This is a genomic window from Mycobacterium sp. IS-836 (assembly GCF_001954275.1).
GTDB lineage: Bacteria > Actinomycetota > Actinomycetes > Mycobacteriales > Mycobacteriaceae > Mycobacterium.
In genome coordinates this window covers 62,377-82,674 of record NZ_MBEU01000087.1, presented here as the reverse complement: position 1 = coordinate 82,674, position 20,298 = coordinate 62,377, and the positions used below count along the sequence as shown (strand labels likewise).

At 64.0% G+C, this 20,298-nt stretch carries 21 protein-coding genes and 1 tRNA gene; 5 read left to right on the top strand and 17 right to left on the bottom strand.

What is annotated here, in order from left to right; all coding sequences use genetic code 11:
• From A5747_RS23600 to A5747_RS23585, 4 genes are all read left to right on the top strand, one after another.
• Window positions 1-622: Nramp family divalent metal transporter (locus tag A5747_RS23600; protein WP_198938250.1), on the top strand; the 622-nt coding region annotated here is incomplete at its 5' end.
• On the top strand, window positions 623-1,687 hold the full coding sequence (locus A5747_RS23595) for a poly-gamma-glutamate hydrolase family protein (protein ID WP_076128811.1): 1,065 nt from the start codon (window positions 623-625) through the stop codon (window positions 1,685-1,687).
• Between the two features lie 25 nt (window positions 1,688-1,712).
• Window positions 1,713-2,537, top strand: coding sequence for an LLM class F420-dependent oxidoreductase (locus tag A5747_RS23590; RefSeq protein ID WP_083700608.1), 825 nt, complete (start codon window positions 1,713-1,715; stop codon window positions 2,535-2,537).
• A gap of 51 nt (window positions 2,538-2,588) precedes the next feature.
• A tRNA-Arg gene (locus A5747_RS23585) sits at window positions 2,589-2,661 on the top strand.
• A 297-nt stretch (window positions 2,662-2,958) separates the two neighbouring features.
• On the opposite strand, the gene A5747_RS23575 is transcribed toward A5747_RS23585, so the two are convergent.
• A complete protein-coding gene (locus tag A5747_RS23575) occupies window positions 2,959-3,513 on the bottom strand; it encodes a TetR/AcrR family transcriptional regulator (protein WP_076128808.1) in 555 nt (184 codons plus the stop codon).
• 192 nt (window positions 3,514-3,705) lie between these two features.
• On the opposite strand from A5747_RS23575, the gene A5747_RS23570 reads away from it, so the two are divergent.
• Window positions 3,706-4,920 carry a cytochrome P450 gene (locus tag A5747_RS23570; RefSeq protein WP_076128806.1) on the top strand — a complete coding sequence of 405 codons (1,215 nt, stop codon included), beginning with the start codon at window positions 3,706-3,708 and terminating at the stop codon, window positions 4,918-4,920.
• A 252-nt stretch (window positions 4,921-5,172) separates the two neighbouring features.
• Here A5747_RS23570 and A5747_RS23565 read toward each other — a convergent pair whose 3' ends face one another.
• From A5747_RS23565 to A5747_RS23490, 16 genes are all read right to left on the bottom strand, one after another.
• Window positions 5,173-5,586, bottom strand: a complete 414-nt coding sequence (locus A5747_RS23565) for a four-helix bundle copper-binding protein (RefSeq protein WP_076128804.1) — start codon at window positions 5,584-5,586, stop codon at window positions 5,173-5,175.
• Window positions 5,587-5,643: 57 nt separating this feature from the next.
• Entirely contained in the window at window positions 5,644-6,528 is an 885-nt protein-coding gene (locus tag A5747_RS23560; protein ID WP_076128802.1) for an SDR family oxidoreductase, read from the bottom strand.
• A gap of 171 nt (window positions 6,529-6,699) precedes the next feature.
• Window positions 6,700-8,169 (bottom strand): MFS transporter, encoded by a 1,470-nt coding sequence (locus A5747_RS23555; RefSeq protein WP_233148130.1) that lies wholly within the window; start codon window positions 8,167-8,169, stop codon window positions 6,700-6,702.
• 173 nt (window positions 8,170-8,342) lie between these two features.
• Window positions 8,343-8,735 (bottom strand): RidA family protein, encoded by a 393-nt coding sequence (locus A5747_RS23550; protein WP_076128801.1) that lies wholly within the window; start codon window positions 8,733-8,735, stop codon window positions 8,343-8,345.
• Window positions 8,736-8,785: 50 nt separating this feature from the next.
• Window positions 8,786-9,721, bottom strand: a complete 936-nt coding sequence (locus tag A5747_RS23545; RefSeq protein WP_076128799.1) for an NADP-dependent oxidoreductase — start codon at window positions 9,719-9,721, stop codon at window positions 8,786-8,788.
• Window positions 9,718-11,220, bottom strand: coding sequence for an NAD(P)/FAD-dependent oxidoreductase (locus A5747_RS23540; protein WP_076128797.1), 1,503 nt, complete (start codon window positions 11,218-11,220; stop codon window positions 9,718-9,720). The genes A5747_RS23545 and A5747_RS23540 overlap by 4 nt, the downstream gene beginning before the upstream one ends.
• A complete protein-coding gene (locus tag A5747_RS23535; RefSeq protein WP_233148129.1) occupies window positions 11,217-11,747 on the bottom strand; it encodes a hypothetical protein in 531 nt (176 codons plus the stop codon). The genes A5747_RS23540 and A5747_RS23535 overlap by 4 nt, the downstream gene beginning before the upstream one ends.
• Window positions 11,748-11,833: 86 nt before the next feature.
• A complete protein-coding gene (locus tag A5747_RS23530) occupies window positions 11,834-12,268 on the bottom strand; it encodes a cupin domain-containing protein (protein ID WP_076128795.1) in 435 nt (144 codons plus the stop codon).
• A gap of 102 nt (window positions 12,269-12,370) precedes the next feature.
• Window positions 12,371-13,291 (bottom strand): NADP-dependent oxidoreductase, encoded by a 921-nt coding sequence (locus tag A5747_RS23525; protein WP_076128793.1) that lies wholly within the window; start codon window positions 13,289-13,291, stop codon window positions 12,371-12,373.
• Window positions 13,291-13,533 carry a hypothetical protein gene (locus tag A5747_RS23520; RefSeq protein WP_076128791.1) on the bottom strand — a complete coding sequence of 81 codons (243 nt, stop codon included), beginning with the start codon at window positions 13,531-13,533 and terminating at the stop codon, window positions 13,291-13,293. The genes A5747_RS23525 and A5747_RS23520 overlap by 1 nt, the downstream gene beginning before the upstream one ends.
• Window positions 13,534-13,664: 131 nt before the next feature.
• Window positions 13,665-14,894: a PPE domain-containing protein gene (locus A5747_RS23515; protein WP_076128789.1), complete on the bottom strand. Its 1,230-nt coding sequence runs from the start codon at window positions 14,892-14,894 to the stop codon at window positions 13,665-13,667.
• Between the two features lie 25 nt (window positions 14,895-14,919).
• Window positions 14,920-15,972, bottom strand: coding sequence for an alpha/beta hydrolase (locus A5747_RS23510; protein WP_076128787.1), 1,053 nt, complete (start codon window positions 15,970-15,972; stop codon window positions 14,920-14,922).
• A 441-nt stretch (window positions 15,973-16,413) separates the two neighbouring features.
• Window positions 16,414-16,971: a phosphoenolpyruvate carboxylase gene (locus A5747_RS23505; protein WP_233148128.1), complete on the bottom strand. Its 558-nt coding sequence runs from the start codon at window positions 16,969-16,971 to the stop codon at window positions 16,414-16,416.
• 341 nt (window positions 16,972-17,312) lie between these two features.
• Entirely contained in the window at window positions 17,313-17,627 is a 315-nt protein-coding gene (usfY, locus tag A5747_RS23500) for a protein UsfY (protein ID WP_233148127.1), read from the bottom strand.
• Window positions 17,624-18,187, bottom strand: a complete 564-nt coding sequence (locus tag A5747_RS23495; protein WP_369805185.1) for a hypothetical protein — start codon at window positions 18,185-18,187, stop codon at window positions 17,624-17,626. The genes usfY and A5747_RS23495 overlap by 4 nt, the downstream gene beginning before the upstream one ends.
• 263 nt (window positions 18,188-18,450) lie before the next feature.
• A complete protein-coding gene (locus A5747_RS23490; protein ID WP_076128785.1) occupies window positions 18,451-20,280 on the bottom strand; it encodes a sigma-54-dependent Fis family transcriptional regulator in 1,830 nt (609 codons plus the stop codon).
• Window positions 20,281-20,298 lie beyond the last annotated feature (18 nt).

The window sequence follows — 20,298 nt, the reverse complement described above, 5'->3', positions numbered from 1 at the left end:
GGCTCAGGCAGATGTCCATTGCGTAGGACGGTTCGCCGGTGACCTCGATGCGGTAGGAACCGCCCCCCCCCCCCGGCGCTGGCTGCTGCGGGTCACCCGGGTGGACGTCGTGCTCGCCATGGCGGTTGCTGGGACGGTGAACGCGGCGATGCTGCTGGTCGCCGCCATCAATCTGCAGGGGCGCGAAACGAGCGGGTCCATCGAGGGTGCGTACACCGCGGTCCATAACACGTTGGGAGTGACGATCGCGGTGCTGTTCGCGGTCGGATTGCTTGCGTCCGGGCTGGCGTCGGCGTCGGTGGGTGCGTACGCCGGCGCGATGATCATGCAGGGATTGCTGCACCGCTCAATCCCCATGCTCGTGCGGCGATTGATCACGCTCTGCCCGGCCGTGGCGATCCTGGCGCTCGATCTCGACCCCACGCGCACCCTGGTGCTCTCGCAGGTCGTGCTGTCGTTCGGCATCCCGTTCGCGGTGCTTCCGCTGATCCGGTTGACCAGCAATCGCACGCTTATGGGTACCGACGCCAACCATCCCGTCACGACCGCTATTGGCTGGACTGTCGGAATAATGATTAGTCTGCTTAACGTGGTGCTGATTTGGCTGACGGTGACCGGCTAAATGCCGGCCCGCCGGCATCCCTACTTCGCATACGGGTCGAACCTGTGCGTCAACCAAATGGCGCTGCGGTGTCCGGACGCCGCCGATCCGCGACCGGCGGTCCTGTCCGACCACGACTGGCTGATCAACGAGCGCGGGGTGGCCACCGTCGAGCCATTTACCGGTAACCAGGTGCACGGGGTGCTCTGGCAGATCTCCGATCACGACCTGGCCACCTTGGATAGCGCCGAGGGGGTACCGGTGCGCTACCGGCGCGACCGGCTCACCGTGAACACCAACGACGGAGCGGCACCGGCCTGGGTCTACATCGATCACCGGGTGACTCCGGGTCCGCCGCGGCCCGGCTACCTGCCGCGGATCATCGACGGCGCGGTGCACCACGGGCTTCCGCAACGCTGGATCGACTTCCTGCACCGCTGGGACCCCGCACGCTGGCCTCGCCCGGCATCGGCGAGACCGCGTTCTGGCCCTGGGCCACAGTCACTTTCAGCGTTGTTGAACCAACCCGGCGTGATCGAGTCCAGCCAGCTGCGGTCGCGTTTCGGGTTCCTTGCCATCCACGGCGGCGGCCTGGAGCAGATGACCGACGTCATCGCCGAACGCGCCGCCGAGGCCGCCGACGCGTCGGTGTATGTGGTGCGCCATCCCGACCACTACCCGCACCACCTGCCCTCGGTCCTGTTCCAGCCCGGTGAATCGACCCGGCTGGCCGAGTTTCTCGATCATGTCGACGTCGCGGTCTCGCTGCACGGCTATGGCCGCATCGGTCGCAGCACCCAGCTGCTGGCCGGCGGCCGCAATCGCGAGCTGGCCGCCCACCTGGCCCGGCACATCCGGCTGACGGGTTATCAGGTCGTCACCGATCTCGACGACATCCCGCCCGAACTGCGGGGTCTACATCCCGACAACCCGGTCAACCGGGTGCGCAGCGGCGGAACACAACTGGAGCTGTCCGTTCGCGTCAGGGGCCTGAGCCCGCGCAGCCCGCTCCCGGGTCCCGACGGCTTGTCGCCGGTCACCACCGCCCTGGTGCAGGGCTTGGCGGCGGCCGCGCGCGCCTGGTAAGTGTCGTTAGCTGGTTGAACGGAGGTTGTTGGTGGCCAAAGATTTTCGCTTCTCGATGAGCATGCGGTTCTTCAAGTCTCGCGAGAAATTGGTGGAGAAGGCGAAGCGAGCGGAAGACCTCGGATACGACATCCTATGCGTGCCCGACCATCTCGGCGCGGCGGCGCCGTGCCCGACGCTGACGGCGGTCGCGATGGTGACGACGCGGTTGCGGCTGAGCATGTATGTGCTCAATGCCGCGTTCTACAAGCCGGCCCTGCTGAGCAGGGACCTGCAGGCGGTGGATGTGCTCAGCGACGGCCGCCTCGAGATCGGGCTCGGAACCGGCTATGTCAAGGAAGAATTCGAGGCCGCGGAGCTGCCCTACCCGAGCGCCGGAGCGCGGGTCGACTACCTCGGACACATGACGACCTACTTGAAGGAACACCATCCGACGACGCCAATCCTGATCGCCGGCAACGGCGATCGGGTGCTGACCCTGGCCGCCCGGCACGCGGACATCATCGGGCTGACCGGCGCCAGGGTCCGAGACGTCGACGACCCGCTGGCCGAACGCATCGAGTTCGTGCGCAACGCCGCGGGCGATCGGTTTGATCAGCTGGAGCTGAACATGGTGATCACGGCGATGCCGCCCGAGGGAGAGACCGCGCCCGACCTGCGAATGACCCGTCAGTACGCGCCGGACCTCTCCGATGAGCAATTGCTGTCCATGACGTCGGTGCTCAGCGGGTCACCCCGAGAGATGGCGGACACGCTGTCGGGACTCCGCGAAAAGTACGGGCTGACCTCCTTCACCGTGCAGGACAACAACCTCGACGCGTTCGCGAAGGTCATCGCGGAGCTGCGCTGACGTTCGCAGCCCGCGGTCTGCGTGCCGGTTGCCGGTAAGCTCAGCCCGTCCGCCCTCGTAGCTCAGGGGATAGAGCACGGCTCTCCTAAAGCCGGTGTCGCAGGTTCGAATCCTGCCGGGGGCACAAGCGAGTGTTTATGGCGACGTTTTGTCTGCGGGTGATGCCTGACAGTGTTTCGGCTGATGCGTGACAGCTACTTCGGTTGATCCTTGACACTCCCTAGATGAGGGAGTTGAGCGTGGCCGCGCAGAGGTATCAGGCCGTGACGGCGGTGATCGGCGACGGGTTGACGAGGTGATCAGTCAGCTTCGGGGAGAAGCGGATTCGCGCCAGGTCTCAGATCCGCGGATCGGTCTGGCGCAGGCGATGGGCGGGGATGGGTCCTGCGTCATCGCCGTGTTTGGTCGATGATCTCGGCTTTCAGGTGTTGTTGATGTAGGACGGGCGGAGGAAGCGCTCCACTACGGCGCGTTCAGTCGCGGGGTCCTTCAGCGGCCAGCACCACAGCGCAAGGAACACGCGGATCAGCCATTGCGCGGCCAGCGGGTCGGGGTGGTCCTGGCCGAGCATTTCGGAGGCAAAGGCGGCAACGACGGGTGAGGTAGTGAGCCACTCGCCGCCCGGCGCCAATTGCATTGACCGCATGAGCTGAACCAATGGATCTGAATGCATGCGTTCCAGGGCAAGGATGGTGGCGGTCACGACCCGGTCCGGTCCGGTGAGGTCCTTGATCGCTTCGCGCACCGTATCGACGATCCGGTTCGCCTGAATGGCAACAACGGCGTCACGGATGGCCGCCTTACCGCCGGCATGACGGTAGATCGTCGCTGGTGAGCAATGGACCTTAGCGGCCAAGGCCTCGATGGTGAACGCGTCGTATCCGACGCGGGAAATGAGGTCGGCGGCCGCAGCGTAGATCCGTTCGGCGGCCTCGCCGCGGCGATCCCGTCCAAGCAGCCAATCGTTCTGTGGCATCTGAAAGTGCTCCCGAGCTGCTGTGGGCTGAAAAACTTCTCTCAGGATGAGAATTTTTGCACGTTTTTCTCAGCATAACCCGCTGGTGGTGTCGTGCAGGCGATTTGGTGGGGCGTGGGTGGTGCGACTCGGCGGTTATCAACGTTGCCGCCCACTATTGACGCTGCTCACGGCCTCTTCCAGCCTGAAAGGATGACCGTCTTGGCTGACCCGATCCAGTTCTTCGGCGCCGAGGCTCTGCAAAATCCTTATCCGCTTTACGACCGCATGCGCGCCGAGGCGCCGGTGCACCGCATCGGTAACTCGGAGTTCTACGCCGTGTGCGGCTGGGATGCGGTGATCGATGCCGTCAACCGGGTCGAAGACTTCTCGTCCAACCTCACCGCAACCATGGTGTACCACGAGGATGGGACGGTCGCCCCGTTCCCAATGATCGAGGCTGGAAGTCCCAACCATGCCTTGGCCACGGCCGACGATCCGGCACACGCGATACACCGCAAAATCCTGCTGCCACATCTGTCCGCGAAACGCGTCCGCATCATTGAAGAATTCGCGAGCCACGTCGCCGAGCGCCTCTGGGACGAGAATCTGCACGAGGGGCGCATCGAGTGGATGAGCGCGATGGCCAACCGCCTGCCCATGATGGTGGTCGCCAAGCTGCTGGGCCTACCCGACACCGATGTCGACAATCTCATCCGGCTGGGCTTCGCCACCACCACGCTGCTCGATGGTGTCGTCACGGCCCCCCAGCTCGAGGCGGCAGGAGCCGCGGCATTCGAACTGTCGGGTTACGTCATGGAACACTTTGAAAAGGCAAGTGCCTTACCTGAATCCGGCCTCATTCCCGACATGGCCGCACGCTACGCCTCGGGCGAGGTGGACCAGACCGTGGCATTAGGCATCATGCTCACCCTTTTCAGCGCCGCCGGCGAATCCACGGCATCGCTTTTAGGCAGCGCTGCGTGGATTCTCGCCGACCGCCCAGAGATTCAAAAGCAGGTTCGTGAGAACCCGGAACTGCTGAATGCCTTTATTGAAGAAGCTCTGCGCTACGAGCCACCCTTCCGTGGCCACTACCGCCACGTCTGGCGCGACACGACCCTGGACGGCGTGGAGGTACCCGCCAACTCGCACCTGCTACTGATGTGGGGCGCGGCGAACCGCGACCCGGCACACTTCGACGCGCCAAACGAATTCCGTCTTGATCGCAGCGGTGCCAAAGGCCACGTGACATTCGGCAAGGGCGTGCACTTCTGTATCGGGGCCGCGCTGGCACGACTCGAGGCCAAGATCGTATTTCGGACCCTGTTGGAACGCTCCACCTGGATCGAGGCGACCGACGTCGGAGACTGGTTGCCCAGCATCCTCGTTCGGCGCCTAAATCGTCTGGAGTTGGCCGTCCAATAGGTTGGGTTACTCGGCCGATTGCGCCGCTGTCGTGCCGCGAAGAGGAAATCCCCCTCTCCCGGGTGCTACTCCGAGTACACAATCAGGCGGCAATCCATTGTGGTCGTGCGCCCAAAGGACCTCAGCATCAAGGCGTTTCACAATACGTGCGCCAACGGCGGGATGAAGATCGTACGCGGCAGCGGCTGCTCAGAGGGCAAGGTTATGGTCAGGCCAGGGGCATCGAGCACGTCACGCATGATCCACCATTCGCTACGTCCGATTGACAGATGCGGCCAAGTCACGGCATGCCTGCTCGCAGCTACGACAGACTTCCGCACAGATGCGGCAATGAACGTGATGTTCTGCGTGCCGGGCACATTCCTCCCCGCTTGCCTTGCATGCGGTTATACACGCCTCTAGCGCTGCTTTGGTGAGATTAGGGTCGTAACCCGTTTGGCGCGACAATACGCGGCTCGTCGTTGCGCAGATGTCAGCGCAATCTAGGCATGTGCGTATGCACTTGGTGAGGTGATCGACATCGTCTTCGCTAAGACACGCGTCGGCGCAGGCGGTGCAGGCCTGGTTACACTCGGCGCACGCGTCGATAGCTGCGGTTAGCTTTACCCGGTCGATCTGTCCCAATGGGTGGGGATGGCTTTCCAGCATCTTGCTTGTAGTGCTCATCGGTCGTGCTCCTGTTCGGTTGTGAAAGCGAGGGCAGGCTGGCGCGATTGGGTTAACTTAAGTCCCATTCAAATATCTCCAAATGCGACGGCTGGAGTTTGCGTCGATCCAGTCGACGTATCGAGTGGCGAAGATGGTGGCGTTCTCGTCGGGCGCCAGGGTGTGATCGTCGATCACCGCACCGAAGTATGGAGCCAGGGCGTCAGTCACGACCCGACGTTGATCGCCAATCGCAGCAAGGCCCATACGGACAAAATCATCCATTCCGATTGCTTCGGGTCCAGCGATCTCCGTAACTCCGTTGATCGGGGGCCCGACAGCCGCGCGTGCGACGGCGGTAGCGACATCGTCGGCCGCGATAGGGCGGAACAACGCGTGTGGCAGCCTGACAATATCTCCGTCTGTCGCGGAATCGGCCAAGCCAACCGCGAATTCATAGAACGGAGTTGCCCGCACGATCGAATAGGGCCGGCCCGACTCCCTGATCAGGTTTTCCTGAGCTGCTTTCGCCGTGTTGTAGCCGCTATCCGGCATGACCTGCGAGCCCACGACCGACAACGCGACATGGTGTTTGACTCCCGCGTGCTGTTCAGCAGACAGAAGATTCGTGGTCGCGGTCGTGAAGAAGTGCATCACGGGTTCATCGTCGAACAGTGGTGAATCGGCGACGTCGACCACGACATCCGCACCGGCGACGGCGTTGGCGAGGCCTTCACCGGTGAGTGAATCGACACCCGATCGGCGGGAAGCGGGGAGCACGTCGTGTCCCTGCGCGCTGAGTTTGGACGCTACTTTCGAACCGACCAGCCCACGCCCGCCAATGACTACGATCTTCATGATGAACCCTTCAGAGTTGCTCTGATCACTTCGGTTTCGTGCTTTCGCCGAAATTTCTTGGGCATGCCGGAATTTCGACACGGCCTCCGCAAGCGGGCCGGCCATCCACCCGGTTGTGGTCGTACCGAGATTGCCGCCACGCGGGGTGAGCTGTCATCACCCCAACCACCAGTTCACCCGGGTGAGTTATGCGCCGCCATGAACCCAAGCGTGGATGGATAAAGCTGCGCGGGCGCAGTGTCGACCGTTTGCGGCGTTGTGTCAATGCCGAAACGACTACTGCGGAGGGGATGGTCCCGTCGCGATCGAGGGGCTGCTGGCCAGGGCCGGTTGCACACCGGGCCGGTCACGGCACAACGCCGCGACGTCACAGGGCACAGGTTGGCACCCGGCAGGGGGATTGGTTATCAACAGGGCGGCACACAACGCGCCCAGGGCGAACAGTGCGGCGCTCACCTCTAGCACGTGGGCTAATCCGGCGGCGCTCGCCGTGCCAACGCTAATCAGGCCTATTGACCCGATCGATATCAGCGCGGCCAGCCGCGAGACGGCGTTGTTGATCGCCGACGCAAGGCCGTTGTATTCAGTCGGGACCGAGGCCAGTGTCACCGACGTCAGCGGTGTGATAGTCGCGACCAGCCCGAAGGCCAGCACCGTCATCCCGGGGACGAGATCGGGGATCGCGTGAAATCCGTGAGGTTTTGGGCGGATCAGCAGCAGCCCGATCCCCGCCAACGCGGGGCCGGCGATCAGGAACGCACGTGGTCCAACGCGGGCGGCGAAGCGACCGACTTGACGCGCGAAAACGAACGACAGCACGGGGATCGGCAGGGTGGCCAGTCCGGTTGCCGTGGCCGAGTAGCCGCCGATCTCTTGGGTGTAGAGGGTGATGGCAAGCGACCCCAGTGTCAACGCGCCGTAGACGAACACGGTGACAAGATTGGCGGCAGCGAAATTGCGAAATGTGAACAACGGCAATGGAAGCATCGGGCACCGGCTGCGGCGCTGCCAGTACACGAAGCCGGTCAGTGCGGCAATCCCGATCACCGATGGCGTGATGACTATTGGGTCGGTCCAGCCGTAGTGCTGCGATTCGATTAACGCATACGCGGGCGCGGCCAGCCCTATCGCCGATAGGGCCACCCCGGCGGTATCGACACGGGCGCCTGCGACCCGCCTCGACATCGGGCACAGCCAGAACGTCAGTGCATACCCGGTCGCCATTGGAATCGCTGACAACACGAAAATCCAACGCCAGCCTAGGAAATCGACGCACATTCCGCCCAGCAGGGGGCCCAACGCGAAGGCGGCTCCCGTCCATCCGGTCCAGACGCCAATGGCCGCAGACTGGTGTGCTTTGGCGAACACCGTATTGATCAACGCCAGCGAGCCAGGCACGAGGAACGCCGCACCCAGGCCCTGGATGAAACGCGCGGTGATCAGCATTGCCGGTGAGGTGGCAACCGCCGCCAGAACCGAGCCGGCCCCGAAAGCCAACAGCCCGAACCGCATCACCGGAACGCGCCCGTAGAGATCCGAGATGGACCCGCCAGGGAGAATCGCAGCCGCCGTCGCCAGCAGGTAGCCGTCGACGATCCATTGCTGCAGCGCCAGGCCGCCGCCGAGATCGTGCTCGATGGCCGGCAGAGCCAGGTTGGTCACGGTGGAGTCGAGGAACGCAACCATCGACACCAGCACTGCGACCACCATCGCGCGGCTGGTCGGTGCCGCGTCGCGCAACGTCACTGCGGGGGCCGTTCGGCACTTGACGATGACGGCGCGCCGGAATAGTTGCGTGTGATGGTCATTCGCTCACAACCGCGGGCGTTCTTTCCCGTAGACAACCGGATCCTTTCGCACCCCGACGACGGCGACGTCGGTGTCGAAGCGGCGGGCGCTTATCTTGGCGCTCGGATCGCTCACGCCGGCACGATGGCCATGACTTCAACTTCCACGCGGATGTTGGGCCACACCAGTCCGTCGATGATGCTGAACATGGCAGCGGGCTCGTGGCGGATGACCTCTTTGCTCACCGCCAAGTAGGCGAACGCATTGTCACGGCTGGTGACCCATTGGCGCATGTAGACAATGTCGGTGAGCTTGGCACCGGCCTTGCCGAGCGCCCTTTCGACGTTGGCCCAGCACTGCCGGGCCTCGTCGGTGAAGTCCTCGGGCACGGTGCCGTCTTCGCGAAGCCCAGGCGTGCCCGACACGAAAATCTGTGTGCCACCGCCACCGGATACAGCAACGGCGTCGGCGTATTTGCCGATGTGAGCGGCCACGCCCGTGTGGATCGGGGTAATAGTGTTCATCTCGAGACTCCTTGTTGAGTGCGGTTTTTCGGGGTGCGATGGCAATTTCGTCAGATGCCTTTCGTGACGACCACTCCGCTGGGCTCGTGGCCTGCCACGACGTCGGTGAGGGCGCCGGCAGCCTGATCCAGACCGCAGGAACGCGGGGTGGGCATGCTCAATCGACGGGAGGCGAGTAGGGCCGTGAGGCGGTCGAGTTGAGCGCCGTCGGAACGGACGTAAACCGCGGTCACGCTGATGCCGCGGGTGGGCGCAGGGGGGTCTGGGGTGATGGTGGCAAGCCGGCCGCCGTCGGCAAGCGCGGTCATCGCAGCAGTAGCGCCCCCAGGGGCGGCGTTGGCGACGGCGGTGATGGAGTCGTTCGCCAACGCCCTTGCCTGCTGTGGCCACATCGGATCGCGGTAATCGATCACGTCGCGGGCGCCATACCCCCGGACTCGGTCGGAGCTGCGGGGGCTGGCGGTGGCGAGCACATCGATGCCGCGCAAAGCGGCCAGCTGAACGATGAGCCCGCCCGTGATTCCACCCGCACCATTGACGAGCAACGTCTCTCCACCGTGAAGGGCCAGCGCCTCGCCGACCACCTGCTCGGCAGTCAACGCGGGTACCGGAAAGATCGCTGCAATCTCCCACGAAATCGCAGGCGCTTTGCGAGCGAGCGACCCGACGGGTGCGATCAAAAACGGCGCCCACGTACCCTGGTCGCGCAGCGGCACCGGGTGGCACAGCACCTCATCGCCCACAGTGAATCCGTTTGGGCGGTCGCCAACGGCCTCGATGACACCGGTAGCCTCGACGCCGAGCGCCAGCGGAGGCCTGGTGCCAACATCCCAGCCGCCGGTCCGAATGATGTTGTCCCAGTTGCTAACCCCGGCGCCGCGAACGTCGATGAGAACCTCGTCGCCTGCCAACGGCCGCGGATCGTCCACTTCCAGCATCTCCACCTTGCCACCGAATGCGCGAACCCCCGCTACGAGCATGGTCATAGCGAGACGACCGGCGAGTCGTAGGTCATTGCGGTTCCTCTCAGCTGCTGCCCCGCGCTTTTCAGTAATGGGGCAAGTTCGGACTCTTGGGCGAGTAGCCGATCCCAGATCTGATTGACCGTCGGATGTGGCGCGACAGCATGGCGTAGGAGACTGACTGGGACCTTTGCGACGATAGCCAGGGTGGCCGCTTGAACCAGTTCCGAGAACTCCGGGCCGACAAATGTCGCTCCGAGCAGTGTGTTGGTCTCCGCGTTAATGACCAACTTCGCCCATCCTTGGAATTCATCCCTGAAAAGGGCCAGGAATGACAGGGTGCCGGGGTAACGGGCAGTTCGCGTCCGTACCACGAATCCTTCTGCTCGGGCCTGACTTTCCGTGCGCCCCGCAGTGGCTACTTGTGGCTCAGTGAAGATAACCTGCGCGAGATTGCCCGCATCACGGGCAGCCAACTCGCTCCCGGACAGTTCTAGCCCCGCGGCGCGGGCCGTGATGATGTCGGCCACCACATGGCCGTGGTAGGTGGAGATGTGGGACAGCCGAGCACGCCCGGTGGTATCTCCCAAGGCGTAGAGCCAATCGCCGGTGACGCCGACCGCCTGGAGATGGTCATTCACAGAAACAAACCCGCCGCATGGCAGGCCAACGGTTTCCAGTCCGATGTTGTCGGTGTTAGTGCGCCGCCCGGCGGCCAGGACGATCTCGTCTACCTCGATGGTCTGGTCGTGGAAAGTGGCAGTGACGGGCCCGCCCGCTACCGGGCGGGCTACGGCCGACAACTCCGTCTCAAAGTGAATCGTGACGCCTTTGCTTCGCAGTGACTGCGCGACCAGGTCGCGGGCTTCGGGTTCGCAGTGGGGAAGCAGGGTGTCCCCACGTACCAGAAGCGTTACCGCTGAGCCCAAACCGGTCAGGATGGTCGCGAACTCGACACCGACGGGGCCGCCACCCGCCACCAGCGTGCGAGGTGGCACCTGTGTCATGGTCGTTAGGTCCCGATTGGTCCACGGGCGTGCTTGTGCCAGCCCAGGTATCTCGGGCACGTTAGGACGAGTGCCGGTGGCGAGCACGACCGCGTAGCGCGCCTCCAGGACGGCGTCGGTGTTATCGCCGCGGGCGACGCGCACAGTTCGTTGGCCGCTCAACTGGCCGAACCCATGAAACACCGCGACACCGGCTTGCCGCAGTGATGCTGTTCGTTCTTTGTCCGAGAGGTGCTCGATGATCTCGTCGCGTTTCGCGAAGACTGCCGCAACGTCCGGCGGCCCACCCGAAATAGCTTCTCGCACACCAGGAACTGCCTTCGCGAGATTGAACACCTCGATCGGGCGAAGCAGTGTTTTGCTCGGGTTGCAGCCCCAGTAATGACACTCTCCACCGACCAGACGATCCTCAACGAGTGCTACGGAAAGACCGACGGACGCGAGCTTCCGCACCGCGGCTACACCGCCCACCCCGCCGCCCACGACAACCACGTCGAAGTCTTTGCCAGCTTTCATCGACCGTCACTTCCAATGATTGGCAAAGTTGTCCTGCAACACCACCAACCGGCATGCTTCGAGTGCGCGGACTCGATAAGCGGCCACGGGTATGTGGTCTCGGTCGTGTGTGGTGGCCGCGATGTTGTGCCAAGTATCGCGTAGGCCGCGGCTGCGCTTGCTGCGGAGAAGACACTGTAGCTAAGCGGCGCTTCCATACCCAGGGATATAGCCATCGCGGTTCCAAATATTATGAGCAGCAAGCAAGTCGCCGCGCCAACCAGCTTTGGTCGCCAGCCGGCGAGAAGCAAGATTCCCAGCGTCGCTTCGGCGGCAGTGGCAGTCCAGACAATGGCGGTCAATAACCATCCAGAAGCAAATGGGACAAGTTGGTGGGTGTAGTCGGCGAAGGCCTTCACGCTCCCCCGGCTACCCTGCCCGAACGGCTTCCACCAGCCGAATCGGTCGGCAACAGCGGACAGAAAGGCCGCGGCGAGCGACCAGCGTAGTGCTATCCGGACAGCCCGGATAGCGCTTCGCATGTGCATGGGCTGCTCCCGTGGGTCGTATTACGGACATAGGCAAGGTCTTCAAATTTCCGCACGGTGCGAACATCTCGCATCGCTAACGCGGCTCAGTTTGTCGCGTTGTCGGCCGTGGTTAGTGGGCCGTCTCCGGTATCAAGCAGGAAGACTGCGAGTAATTCAGCGGGTTCGGTGGCGCTGGCATTTTCACTGATTGTGTGGTGCGCGCCGGGCGCCTCCTTCCACGTCTCACCGGTGTGATAGACGCGTGCAGGCTCACCCTCGACTTGGCTGCGGATCGCTCCGGAGATCACGTACGCCATGATGAACGCCGACTTGGCGTGGTGGTGAGGTTCGCTCTTAGCTCCGGGCGGATAGCTGACGGTCACCGCTTCAATTGACTTGCCCGAAACATTGGAAAGTTGATTGAAAACTGGGCGGACAGACGGGGTTTGATCCGAGTTCTCTGGCGGCGGCTCGGCGTGGGCCGAGGGTCCGAGCATGACCGCGATAGTCAGTACGGCGAGTGATACTTTTAGAGCCATTTCTTGGCTGCCTTCCCTTGGGATGTCTTGAGGGCTAGCTGATGTGATCGCACGAAATGAGCGGATGCGCGTGCACACGCCGTCCAATAACAGAAGCTCCTTTCAGTCTTCGGCTACGCGCAGGACGGTCTTGCCTGGGATGCGCTTGCCGGGAGCGAATGCAGTGGCAGCTTCGGCAAGTGGTAGCACGGCGCCAACGACTGGCTTGAGGCGTCCATCCCGAACTCGCGCCGCGAGGTGGGCGAGTTGGGCGCGATCGGCTTCGACAAGGAAGAAAATTGCCCGCCCATCGCGCGGCAGGATCTTCGGCGGCTCGGCGATGGTGACGAGGGTTCCGCCAGCCCGTACCAGACCCGCCGAGCGGGCCAGAATGTCTCCACCGATCACGTCAAAAACCACGTCGACTTCGCCTGCGTCCTCTAGCTTTTCGGTCTCCAGGTCGAGGAAGGTGTGAACGCCGAGCTCCCCCGCCCGCTCTCGGTCTGCGGACCTGCCGGTGCCGATGACGCGCGCGCCGACCTCGCGGGCGAGCTGCACCGCGATCGACCCAACCCCACCCGTGGCGCCATGGATCAGAACCGACTGTCCCGCAGCGAGGTGGCCGTGGTCGAACAGGCCCTGCCAGGCGGCCAATCCAGAGATCGGCAGCGTCGCCGCCACCGTATGGTCGATGTCGATTGGCAGCGGTGCGAGGTTACGGGCTTCCACAGCGGTGTACTCCGCGAGTGAGCCGTTGCGGGCCCAGTCGGCGAGCCCGAACACACGCTGACCGATGCTCAAAAGGGTGGTGCCGTACCCTAACTCAACCACGACACCCGACAGCTCGTGCCCGGGCACGCTTGGTGTCCGATCACGACCCGCGCGGTCGATCCAAGTGTGCGGCCAGTCGAGTTCCCCGCGTGTGAAACCCGCGGCGTGCACCCGCACGACGACGTCATTGTCGGCCGCCTGGGGGTAGGGCAGATCTGTCAGCGACAGACCAGCGATACCGGCGTCACGATCTGAAACAGTGATGGCTTGCATTAGAGGTCCTTCCTGATGGGGTTGTTGTCAGGGGTCAGCTGCGGGCGGGGTTGTACGCTGACGAGCTCCAGGCCAAGATCACGGACCCGGTCGAGGAGTCCGTAAAGCTGTGACTGGTCGCGGATTTCACCGGTGAACGCGGTTTCGGTCGAACCGGCCTCGAGGCGCATCCCTGCTAGGGCGGACCCGAGCCGCTCGGTCAGGCAGCCTCGAATGCAGATCCGGTACATCGTCGGCCGCATTTACCCTCCGCTCGCCAGCTGCTGAATCAGCTTTCACCGACGCGGGGTGAGTCGTCATCACCCGGCTAGCAGATTCACCCGGGTGAGTGCGAAGGCGTCGCCGGGCGGATCGGCGGGCATCAGCGGCGGTGTCAGCCCAAGTTGTCGCCGTCCCGCGGCCGCGGAGTCACGGCTCTGGTGACCGTGGGCCGGCCTCGAGGAGGAGCACCGCGGATGCCGCGTACGGCCATACTCGCCAAAAGCATTTCGTTGAGCAGGTTTTCCTGATTCGCTGCCGGGACCATCGCGGTGCCACCCAACACGAGGTCCGGCCATGCTACTGCGACACCTCTGATCGGCGGGGTGGCCGCGGCCCAGCTCGGCGGCACCGACAGTGCGCCGATTGACGAGGCCCGGCCTAAGCCCGCTGAGAACACAGGTACCGCATCGCCACCTGCTCCGAGGTCTGCCGATCCCAATGACGCTGATGCGCCTGTTTTTGGGCCTCCCGGAACCGATCCCAGACGTTCCAATATGGCATCCATCTTCCTGGCACCTTCTGGGTCGTAGTGCGCCGCGTATCCCAAGCCCGCATACGACCCGGCCATGCCCGTCGACGAAATGGCCGTCGACGCAGACGCAACGGTCAGGTTCACCGGGCTCAGTAAGCTCAGTGATTGCGAGAATGGTGGGAGTGATGCCGCGGCTGCCGGTAAAGGAAGCGTAAGTCCCCGAAGTGCATTGGGTACTGCGGAGAGTAGCTGCGAGCCCGTCGACATGGTCGTATGGGCGGCCGTGCCGGCTGACGTGGCGTTGGCGTGGGCAACTGCAGCAACCTGTCCGGCGACCCCGGCTGGATTTGTGGTGGGCGCGGGCGATGTGAACGGGGGTAACGCCGAAGCGGCGGCGGACGCGCCGGCATACTCGTACATTGCCCCGGCATCCTGGGCCCACATTTCGCCGTACTCGGCCTCGGTGGCCGCAATCGCGGGGGTGTTTTGGCCGAGGATGTTAGTCGCGATCAGCAACATCAGCTGCGCGCGGTTGGCTGCGACCATCGGTGGGGGCACCGTCATCGCAAACGCGGCCCCGTAGGCGGCCGCGGCGGCCACGGCCTGGGCGGCGGACTGCTCGCACAGCGCAGCAGTCGTTGTCAGCCACGAGACGTAAGGCGCGGCGGCGGCGGCCATCGCCGCCGACGCGGGACCCAGCCATGCTGCGCCGGCCAGGTCCGAGATCACCGCTTGATAGCAAGCCGCCGTGGAATGCAGGTCGGCGGCGAGCCCGTCCCAAGCTGCCGAGGCAGCCATCATCGACCCGCAGCCGGGCCCGGAATACATGCGGCCGGAGTTGATTTCTGGTGGCAATGCCCCGAAATCCATCTTCGATAACCTCAGGGTCCCTTGGCTATCCGGTCGCTTCGCGGATGTAGTCGCCGATCTGGCGTAGTGAGCGGGTGGCTTCGGGGATCCTCGGCGCGGCGAATTGGAACACGTGGATTTGGCCCGGCCATACCTGGACTTCGACGGGCACTCCGGCGGAGGCCAGTCGCTGAGCCGCCAGTTTCGCGTCGTGGAGCAACACCTCGCAACCGGATACATGGATCAACGTGGGTGGCAGTCCGGGTCGGATGTGATCGAGCGGCTCGTAGAGCGCGTCGGGATGTCCCTTGGCGTCGCGCTGTGCTGCGGCGCGGGTGATCAAGCCGTTGAGGGCGTCGAACGCTCTGGGCGGAAACATCGCATCCGAACCGATGTTGGGATGGGTCGTTTTGGGTTGCGTGGCCAGTTGCAGCAGCGGTGACATGGCCACCAGCGCGGCGGGCCGCTCACCGCACTCGAGCAGGCGTTGCGCCAGCGCCAGCGCCAGATAGCCGCCGGCGGAATCGCCGGCCAGGACGATCTGCTCGGGCTCATAGCCGTTTCGGCGCAGCCACAGGTAGCCGTCGTAGCAGTCGTCGATCGCCTCGCTGATCGAATGTTTGGGAACCATGCGGTAGTTGGGCACCAGCACAGGGCTGTCGGCGAAACCGGACAGCATGCTGACCAGTCGACCGTGCGAGTAGGCGCCGCAGGTGAGGAACGCCCCGCCGTGCAGATACAGCACCACCCGTCGGGTGCCGTCGGCCGGGGGCACTCCGGCGGCACGGACAAGATGCGCGGTGCGATGCGTCAGTTCGATGCCAGCGCGCACCGTGCCTGGTGCCGGCGTGATGGCGCGAGCGGTGAAATCGATGACGCCCCACGGCCACGGCGCCGAGGGCACAAGACTGCCCACGCTCAACGCGGGCCGGATCATCAGCCGGGCGCTCAGCCAGGCGATGCGCGCGGCCATGCTGGGACGGTCCTGGATGACATCAACGACGGCGCCCCCGCGAAGCGGGTACCGCCGGGCTTTTCGCGCCCTGGGTGCTCCCGGAGCGGGGCACGGCGAACCTGACACGGTGGCGGGTGCGCTCATTACAACACTCCCGCGCCGAGCGTATCGGGTGCCCCACGCCACCAACGGAATTCACGTGACGCTGGCGTTGAGACCGTCGCGGGGTTCATCGTGTCGGCCCCAGGTTGAGGGCCGGCGCGCACCCCTGGCATAAGAGCGCGCCCTGCCGGTCAACGAATCTGGGTGAGTCACTTGGTTGTTGGCGTGTACCCCCGCACGACAGGCACTGGCCTGCGCCGGTTGCGGACTGCTTTTCGCGGCGCTGCCAGACAGCCGCGCGTCCGCGCGCCACCGTTTGGCTTCGCCGGTTCTCGGCATGGGCGATCAGCCCCGCTGCGACCAAGGATCCCGCACAAACGGCGGCGGAGACGCCAAAATCGGTTAGCTGACCATAAATCAACCTCAGGGCCGCGTAATCCCCGGCCACGACAGCCAGAAACAGGGAGGCAGTGCGTAGTCGGCTCATGATGTGAGCCCGTCGAGGCCGAGCGGGCGCGCAGCGAAGACGCTGCGCAGGTACCCAGTGGGGCGCCCGCAGGTTGCGCAAACCGGGTGGGCGCCGCATCGGGATGCCATCTCGCGTTTGTCGCCCACGTAGGTCTCCATGGCCCATCGCACAGTAGCCAGGCAGTCTTGACAGAGCGTCTCGACGAGGTCGCCGTCTGGGGTTAGCCCTATCTGGTCGCATCCGTCGACGGCGTGGATCTCGGCGACCGCCACCGCCGGCGCACCACATGTGATGCCGGTCGACAGCCCTTGGGCACTGCAGGTGGGATGCAGCGCATGAAGTTGATCCTCGATCGCCGGGACGGTGTCCATTGGCGCGCCTCCTTTCCGGTGCGCCCAACGCCAGGCAGAGTCGGCGGCGTCCAGCATTCGATCCAGCAGCCATGGCGTTCGCGCGGTGCCGGGGCCGTATTCAGCAGTCGATCGGTGAAATTGGCGAGGCTTCATTTGGTTTCTCCAATTTGTGGCGGTCAGTTCCGCGGTGATCAAGGCAGCAAGGTTGTCCACCGTCATCGCGACCCGCGACCTGTTAAGCCAGCGTTCATCGAGATGGGATGAGTGGTCATCACCCGCCAAAGGGCTTCACCCGGGCGATTTGGCGAATATCGCGAGCATCGAGGGAACCTGATCTCGCTAGTGCGGTATTGATGACTAACAAACAAGCGCCAGGAACCCGGGTTGAGGGCGATTCACTCCATAGGGACAACGACCGCGTAACTACCGCCGGACGCGGGTATTGTCGGCACTAACACAGACGCGAAATATGTTGGAATACAACGTGATACATCTAGGCACAAGAATGCGCTACAGAGGTCCGTGAATGCCAATGTCGACGGGGTACTCGGCTGTTGTGATCAGCGAGTGCGCTGGCGCGTCCGACTACGTGTGTGGGCAGCGTTCCACTGCGCATCGATGCGGGTCACGCGGCGAAGCTCCATGACGAGCCACAGCGCTCCGGCGATCACGCCGAGAACGGCGATGAGCGCTGTGGTGGGAAGCCATTCGTAATGTCGATACGCGGCTTCTGCCGCCGTGCTAATCAACCCAAACGTCGCTACCACCAACAGGATCAGCCCCGGCCAGAAGAAGTTGTCCTTTACGGTGATACCCGCGTGCGGTTGCGTGGTCCGAGAGTGATCCGTCGGATCGTGATGGGTGTCTCCCATCATCGCTCCCTCCGTCGTCGTACGAGATATTCGTTAGCCGAGCCGGTCCGGGCGCGGATGAGCAGCTCGGGAAGGGTCACCCCAATCGTTGTCACGAGCCACACCACAACCGTCGTGGCCAGCCAGGATGGCGTGCCGTCAATAGTGATTCCGTGGGTCAAGATTGACGCGAGGATCAACGCGACAATCGTCAATGCCAAGCCGGTGCCCCCAAGAAGCAGCGAAGCGTACTCGCGGGGCAACTTCAATATCGATAAGGACAAGATCCCCTGCATTAAGACGAACGCCCACACCGCGACGATGAACCCTGGTACCGACAACGAAACTCGGGGAACAATCCATGCCGCAACCAGTAGTCCGATTCCCCACGATGCCAGGAACACAATTGCCCACCGCACGATATGCCTATTGGCGCTCATATCCGCCCGTGTTGGGCGCGGACCTCGTGTCAGATCGTCCGACGGCGCCGCCACCGCAATCGATGCCGTCGACCCGGCTTTGCGTCCGATGCCGGTAACACCGCCGACCATCTCGACGTTCTTACGGTCGCACTCTGCGCCCATAGTTCAGTCCCTTCCCGGATCGTTTGCTCCGCCGTGCTGAGGATTGCTGTTTGGCGCGGACACAACGGGACATCGCCGCGCGAGTCTTTCGGAAGTCAAGTTTGACGGGCCGGCGGGGGAGCTGTCTTCACCCCGCAGCGTCAATCACCCGGGTGAGGACATACCGAGGCCACACGCACACGTCACTGAGCCATGCGCGCAGCTGCGGGCCCTTCGTTATGACGGTCGTGGCGAAAGCTTTTGGGCTAACGAGCGTAGAGGTGTCAGGCGATGCCGTAGTCGTTTATCTTGCGGTAGATGGTCGCCCGCGACATTCCCAGGGCGCGGGCCGCCTCTTGCTTGTTGCCGCCATTGTCTTGCAGGCTCCGGACAATCGCGTCGCGCTCGAGGGCTTCCATTTGGGTCAGCTTGCGCCGCGTTATGGAGCGGCACTCCGGGGGCAACTTGTCGACGCTGATAACGCCCGATCGTTGGCGCGCAACTGTTTCAGTGAGAACCCGCCGCAGCTGCGAGACGTTGCCCGGCCATGGCAACCTGCTGAGGTGGCGCATAGCATCGGGCGACAGCTCCACATCAGCACCGCGGGTGATCTCGCGCAGCAACAGCGGCACCAATTCCTCGAGGTCGTCAATCCTGTGTCGCAGCGCCGGCACCGTGACGGTATGGGTAAACAGCGGCAGTAACTGGTTGATCGACGCTGAAGGAGGTGCGGAACTCTTCGTCGCCGCAACCCATCCCCGGCCTGCGCGCGTGGTCAGCAGCGCGGTGATCGATTCGAGTGTGTCCTTGTCGATGTCATCCACGTCGGCGATCACCACTGCGAAGTCCTCATCGCTGGACTCAGCCGCCAGCTCGGCGACGAGACGCGTCGCGCTAGGAAAGGTCGCGGCGCGCATCACCCGAACGGTTCGGCCCGGTTTCACATCCCGCCCGACCGCCTGGGCCAGCTGTGCCCGGCCGGATCCCTTCTCTCCCTCGAGCATTACCCAGTCTCGGTCGCGGCAGCACTGCCGCACCTGCTGGCAGCAGCGCAGCCAGGCGCTGTCGCGACCTGCGAGGCCAGGGATTTGGGTGTGCACCGAGTGGCCCATTTGAGACGGGTGCGAGCTGGTCTCCGCCGAAACATCAACGTGGAAAACGACATTGGTCCGGCCGCCTCCCATCGTCGAGCGGTCGGCAGCAGTGATTTTGGCGACGTGCCCGCTTGGCAGAACAGCCAGTGCCGTGCCCGACAGCGGGGAGCTGAGCAGATCCGAGGCGTGTTCGACCAGCGCGGTCTGCTCGTTGCCGTCCAGTACCCGACGCAGATACGGGTTCATCAACACCACATCGCCACCAATCGCGAGCACACCTCTCGGAGACCGCCGTGCCTGCTGCAAATACGCCTCCAGCAGCGCGGTCTCACCCTCATGAGAGACCGCCCGCATGCGATCCTCAATTTGGCGACCAGCGCTGGTAGCCAACGCGAGTAACAGCGGATAGGATTCGTCGGCCAGGCAACTCAAATTAACGGCGCCGATTACCCTACGCGTTATAGGATCTCGGATCGGCGCCCCCGCGCACGAAAAACCCGTGAACATTTCGACGTAGTGCTCGCCACCACGGATAAACGCGGGGCGCCCAGTCTCCAGTGCGGTGCCAATCCCGTTGGTGCCCGCCACGCCTTCGGCCAAGCTGTAGCCCGGTACAAGACTCACCGTGTCCAACGCGTTGAGGATGGACACTTCTGCGGCGGTCCGTTCAACCACCACCCCGTCGGTCGATGTCAGGACAATGCTGACCGCTTGCGCAGCCAGGTCATCGGTGACGCGCTGCAGCACCGGCGCGGCCGCCCGCGCCAACCGCGAGCCGGTATTTGGTTCACGCACATACGGGAGCTCGACCCGGTCAGGGTGTACGCGCAGGGCCTGCGATCGACGCCAGGAGTCGAGGACACTGGGCCGCAGGATGTCCTCACCGAGTGAGCGCACCGCATCAAGGGACTCCACTGACAGGAACTTGGCCCGAGCGGTCTCCGCCTCCAAGGCCCCCTCGCACAAGAACCGTTCCCTCACCCGGCGAACGTCGGTCTGGATGTCGGCCCGCAAGCTCATCGACGCATGGACCTCGCT

Bases quoted from the DNA above. Each gene is read 5' to 3' on its own strand.
- A5747_RS23510 (WP_076128787.1), bottom strand. From the start codon at position 15,972: ATGAGCGCACCCGCCACCGTGTCAGGTTCGCCGTGCCCCGCTCCGGGA.
- A5747_RS23505 (WP_233148128.1), bottom strand. From the start codon at position 16,971: ATGACGGTGGACAACCTTGCTGCCTTGATCACCGCGGAACTGACCGCC.
- A5747_RS23495 (WP_369805185.1), bottom strand. From the start codon at position 18,187: ATGGGCGCAGAGTGCGACCGTAAGAACGTCGAGATGGTCGGCGGTGTT.
- A5747_RS23540 (WP_076128797.1), bottom strand. From the start codon at position 11,220: ATGAAAGCTGGCAAAGACTTCGACGTGGTTGTCGTGGGCGGCGGGGTG.
- A5747_RS23575 (WP_076128808.1), bottom strand. From the start codon at position 3,513: ATGCCACAGAACGATTGGCTGCTTGGACGGGATCGCCGCGGCGAGGCC.
- A5747_RS23550 (WP_076128801.1), bottom strand. From the start codon at position 8,735: ATGAACACTATTACCCCGATCCACACGGGCGTGGCCGCTCACATCGGC.
- A5747_RS23570 (WP_076128806.1), top strand. From the start codon at position 3,706: ATGACCGTCTTGGCTGACCCGATCCAGTTCTTCGGCGCCGAGGCTCTG.
- A5747_RS23545 (WP_076128799.1), bottom strand. From the start codon at position 9,721: ATGACCATGCTCGTAGCGGGGGTTCGCGCATTCGGTGGCAAGGTGGAG.
- A5747_RS23535 (WP_233148129.1), bottom strand. From the start codon at position 11,747: ATGCACATGCGAAGCGCTATCCGGGCTGTCCGGATAGCACTACGCTGG.
- A5747_RS23595 (WP_076128811.1), top strand. From the start codon at position 623: ATGCCGGCCCGCCGGCATCCCTACTTCGCATACGGGTCGAACCTGTGC.
- A5747_RS23525 (WP_076128793.1), bottom strand. From the start codon at position 13,291: ATGCAAGCCATCACTGTTTCAGATCGTGACGCCGGTATCGCTGGTCTG.
- A5747_RS23565 (WP_076128804.1), bottom strand. From the start codon at position 5,586: ATGAGCACTACAAGCAAGATGCTGGAAAGCCATCCCCACCCATTGGGA.
- A5747_RS23520 (WP_076128791.1), bottom strand. From the start codon at position 13,533: ATGCGGCCGACGATGTACCGGATCTGCATTCGAGGCTGCCTGACCGAG.
- A5747_RS23490 (WP_076128785.1), bottom strand. From the start codon at position 20,280: ATGAGCTTGCGGGCCGACATCCAGACCGACGTTCGCCGGGTGAGGGAA.
- A5747_RS23515 (WP_076128789.1), bottom strand. From the start codon at position 14,894: ATGGATTTCGGGGCATTGCCACCAGAAATCAACTCCGGCCGCATGTAT.
- A5747_RS23560 (WP_076128802.1), bottom strand. From the start codon at position 6,528: ATGGCCGGCCCGCTTGCGGAGGCCGTGTCGAAATTCCGGCATGCCCAA.
- A5747_RS23530 (WP_076128795.1), bottom strand. From the start codon at position 12,268: ATGGCTCTAAAAGTATCACTCGCCGTACTGACTATCGCGGTCATGCTC.
- usfY (WP_233148127.1), bottom strand. From the start codon at position 17,627: ATGATGGGAGACACCCATCACGATCCGACGGATCACTCTCGGACCACG.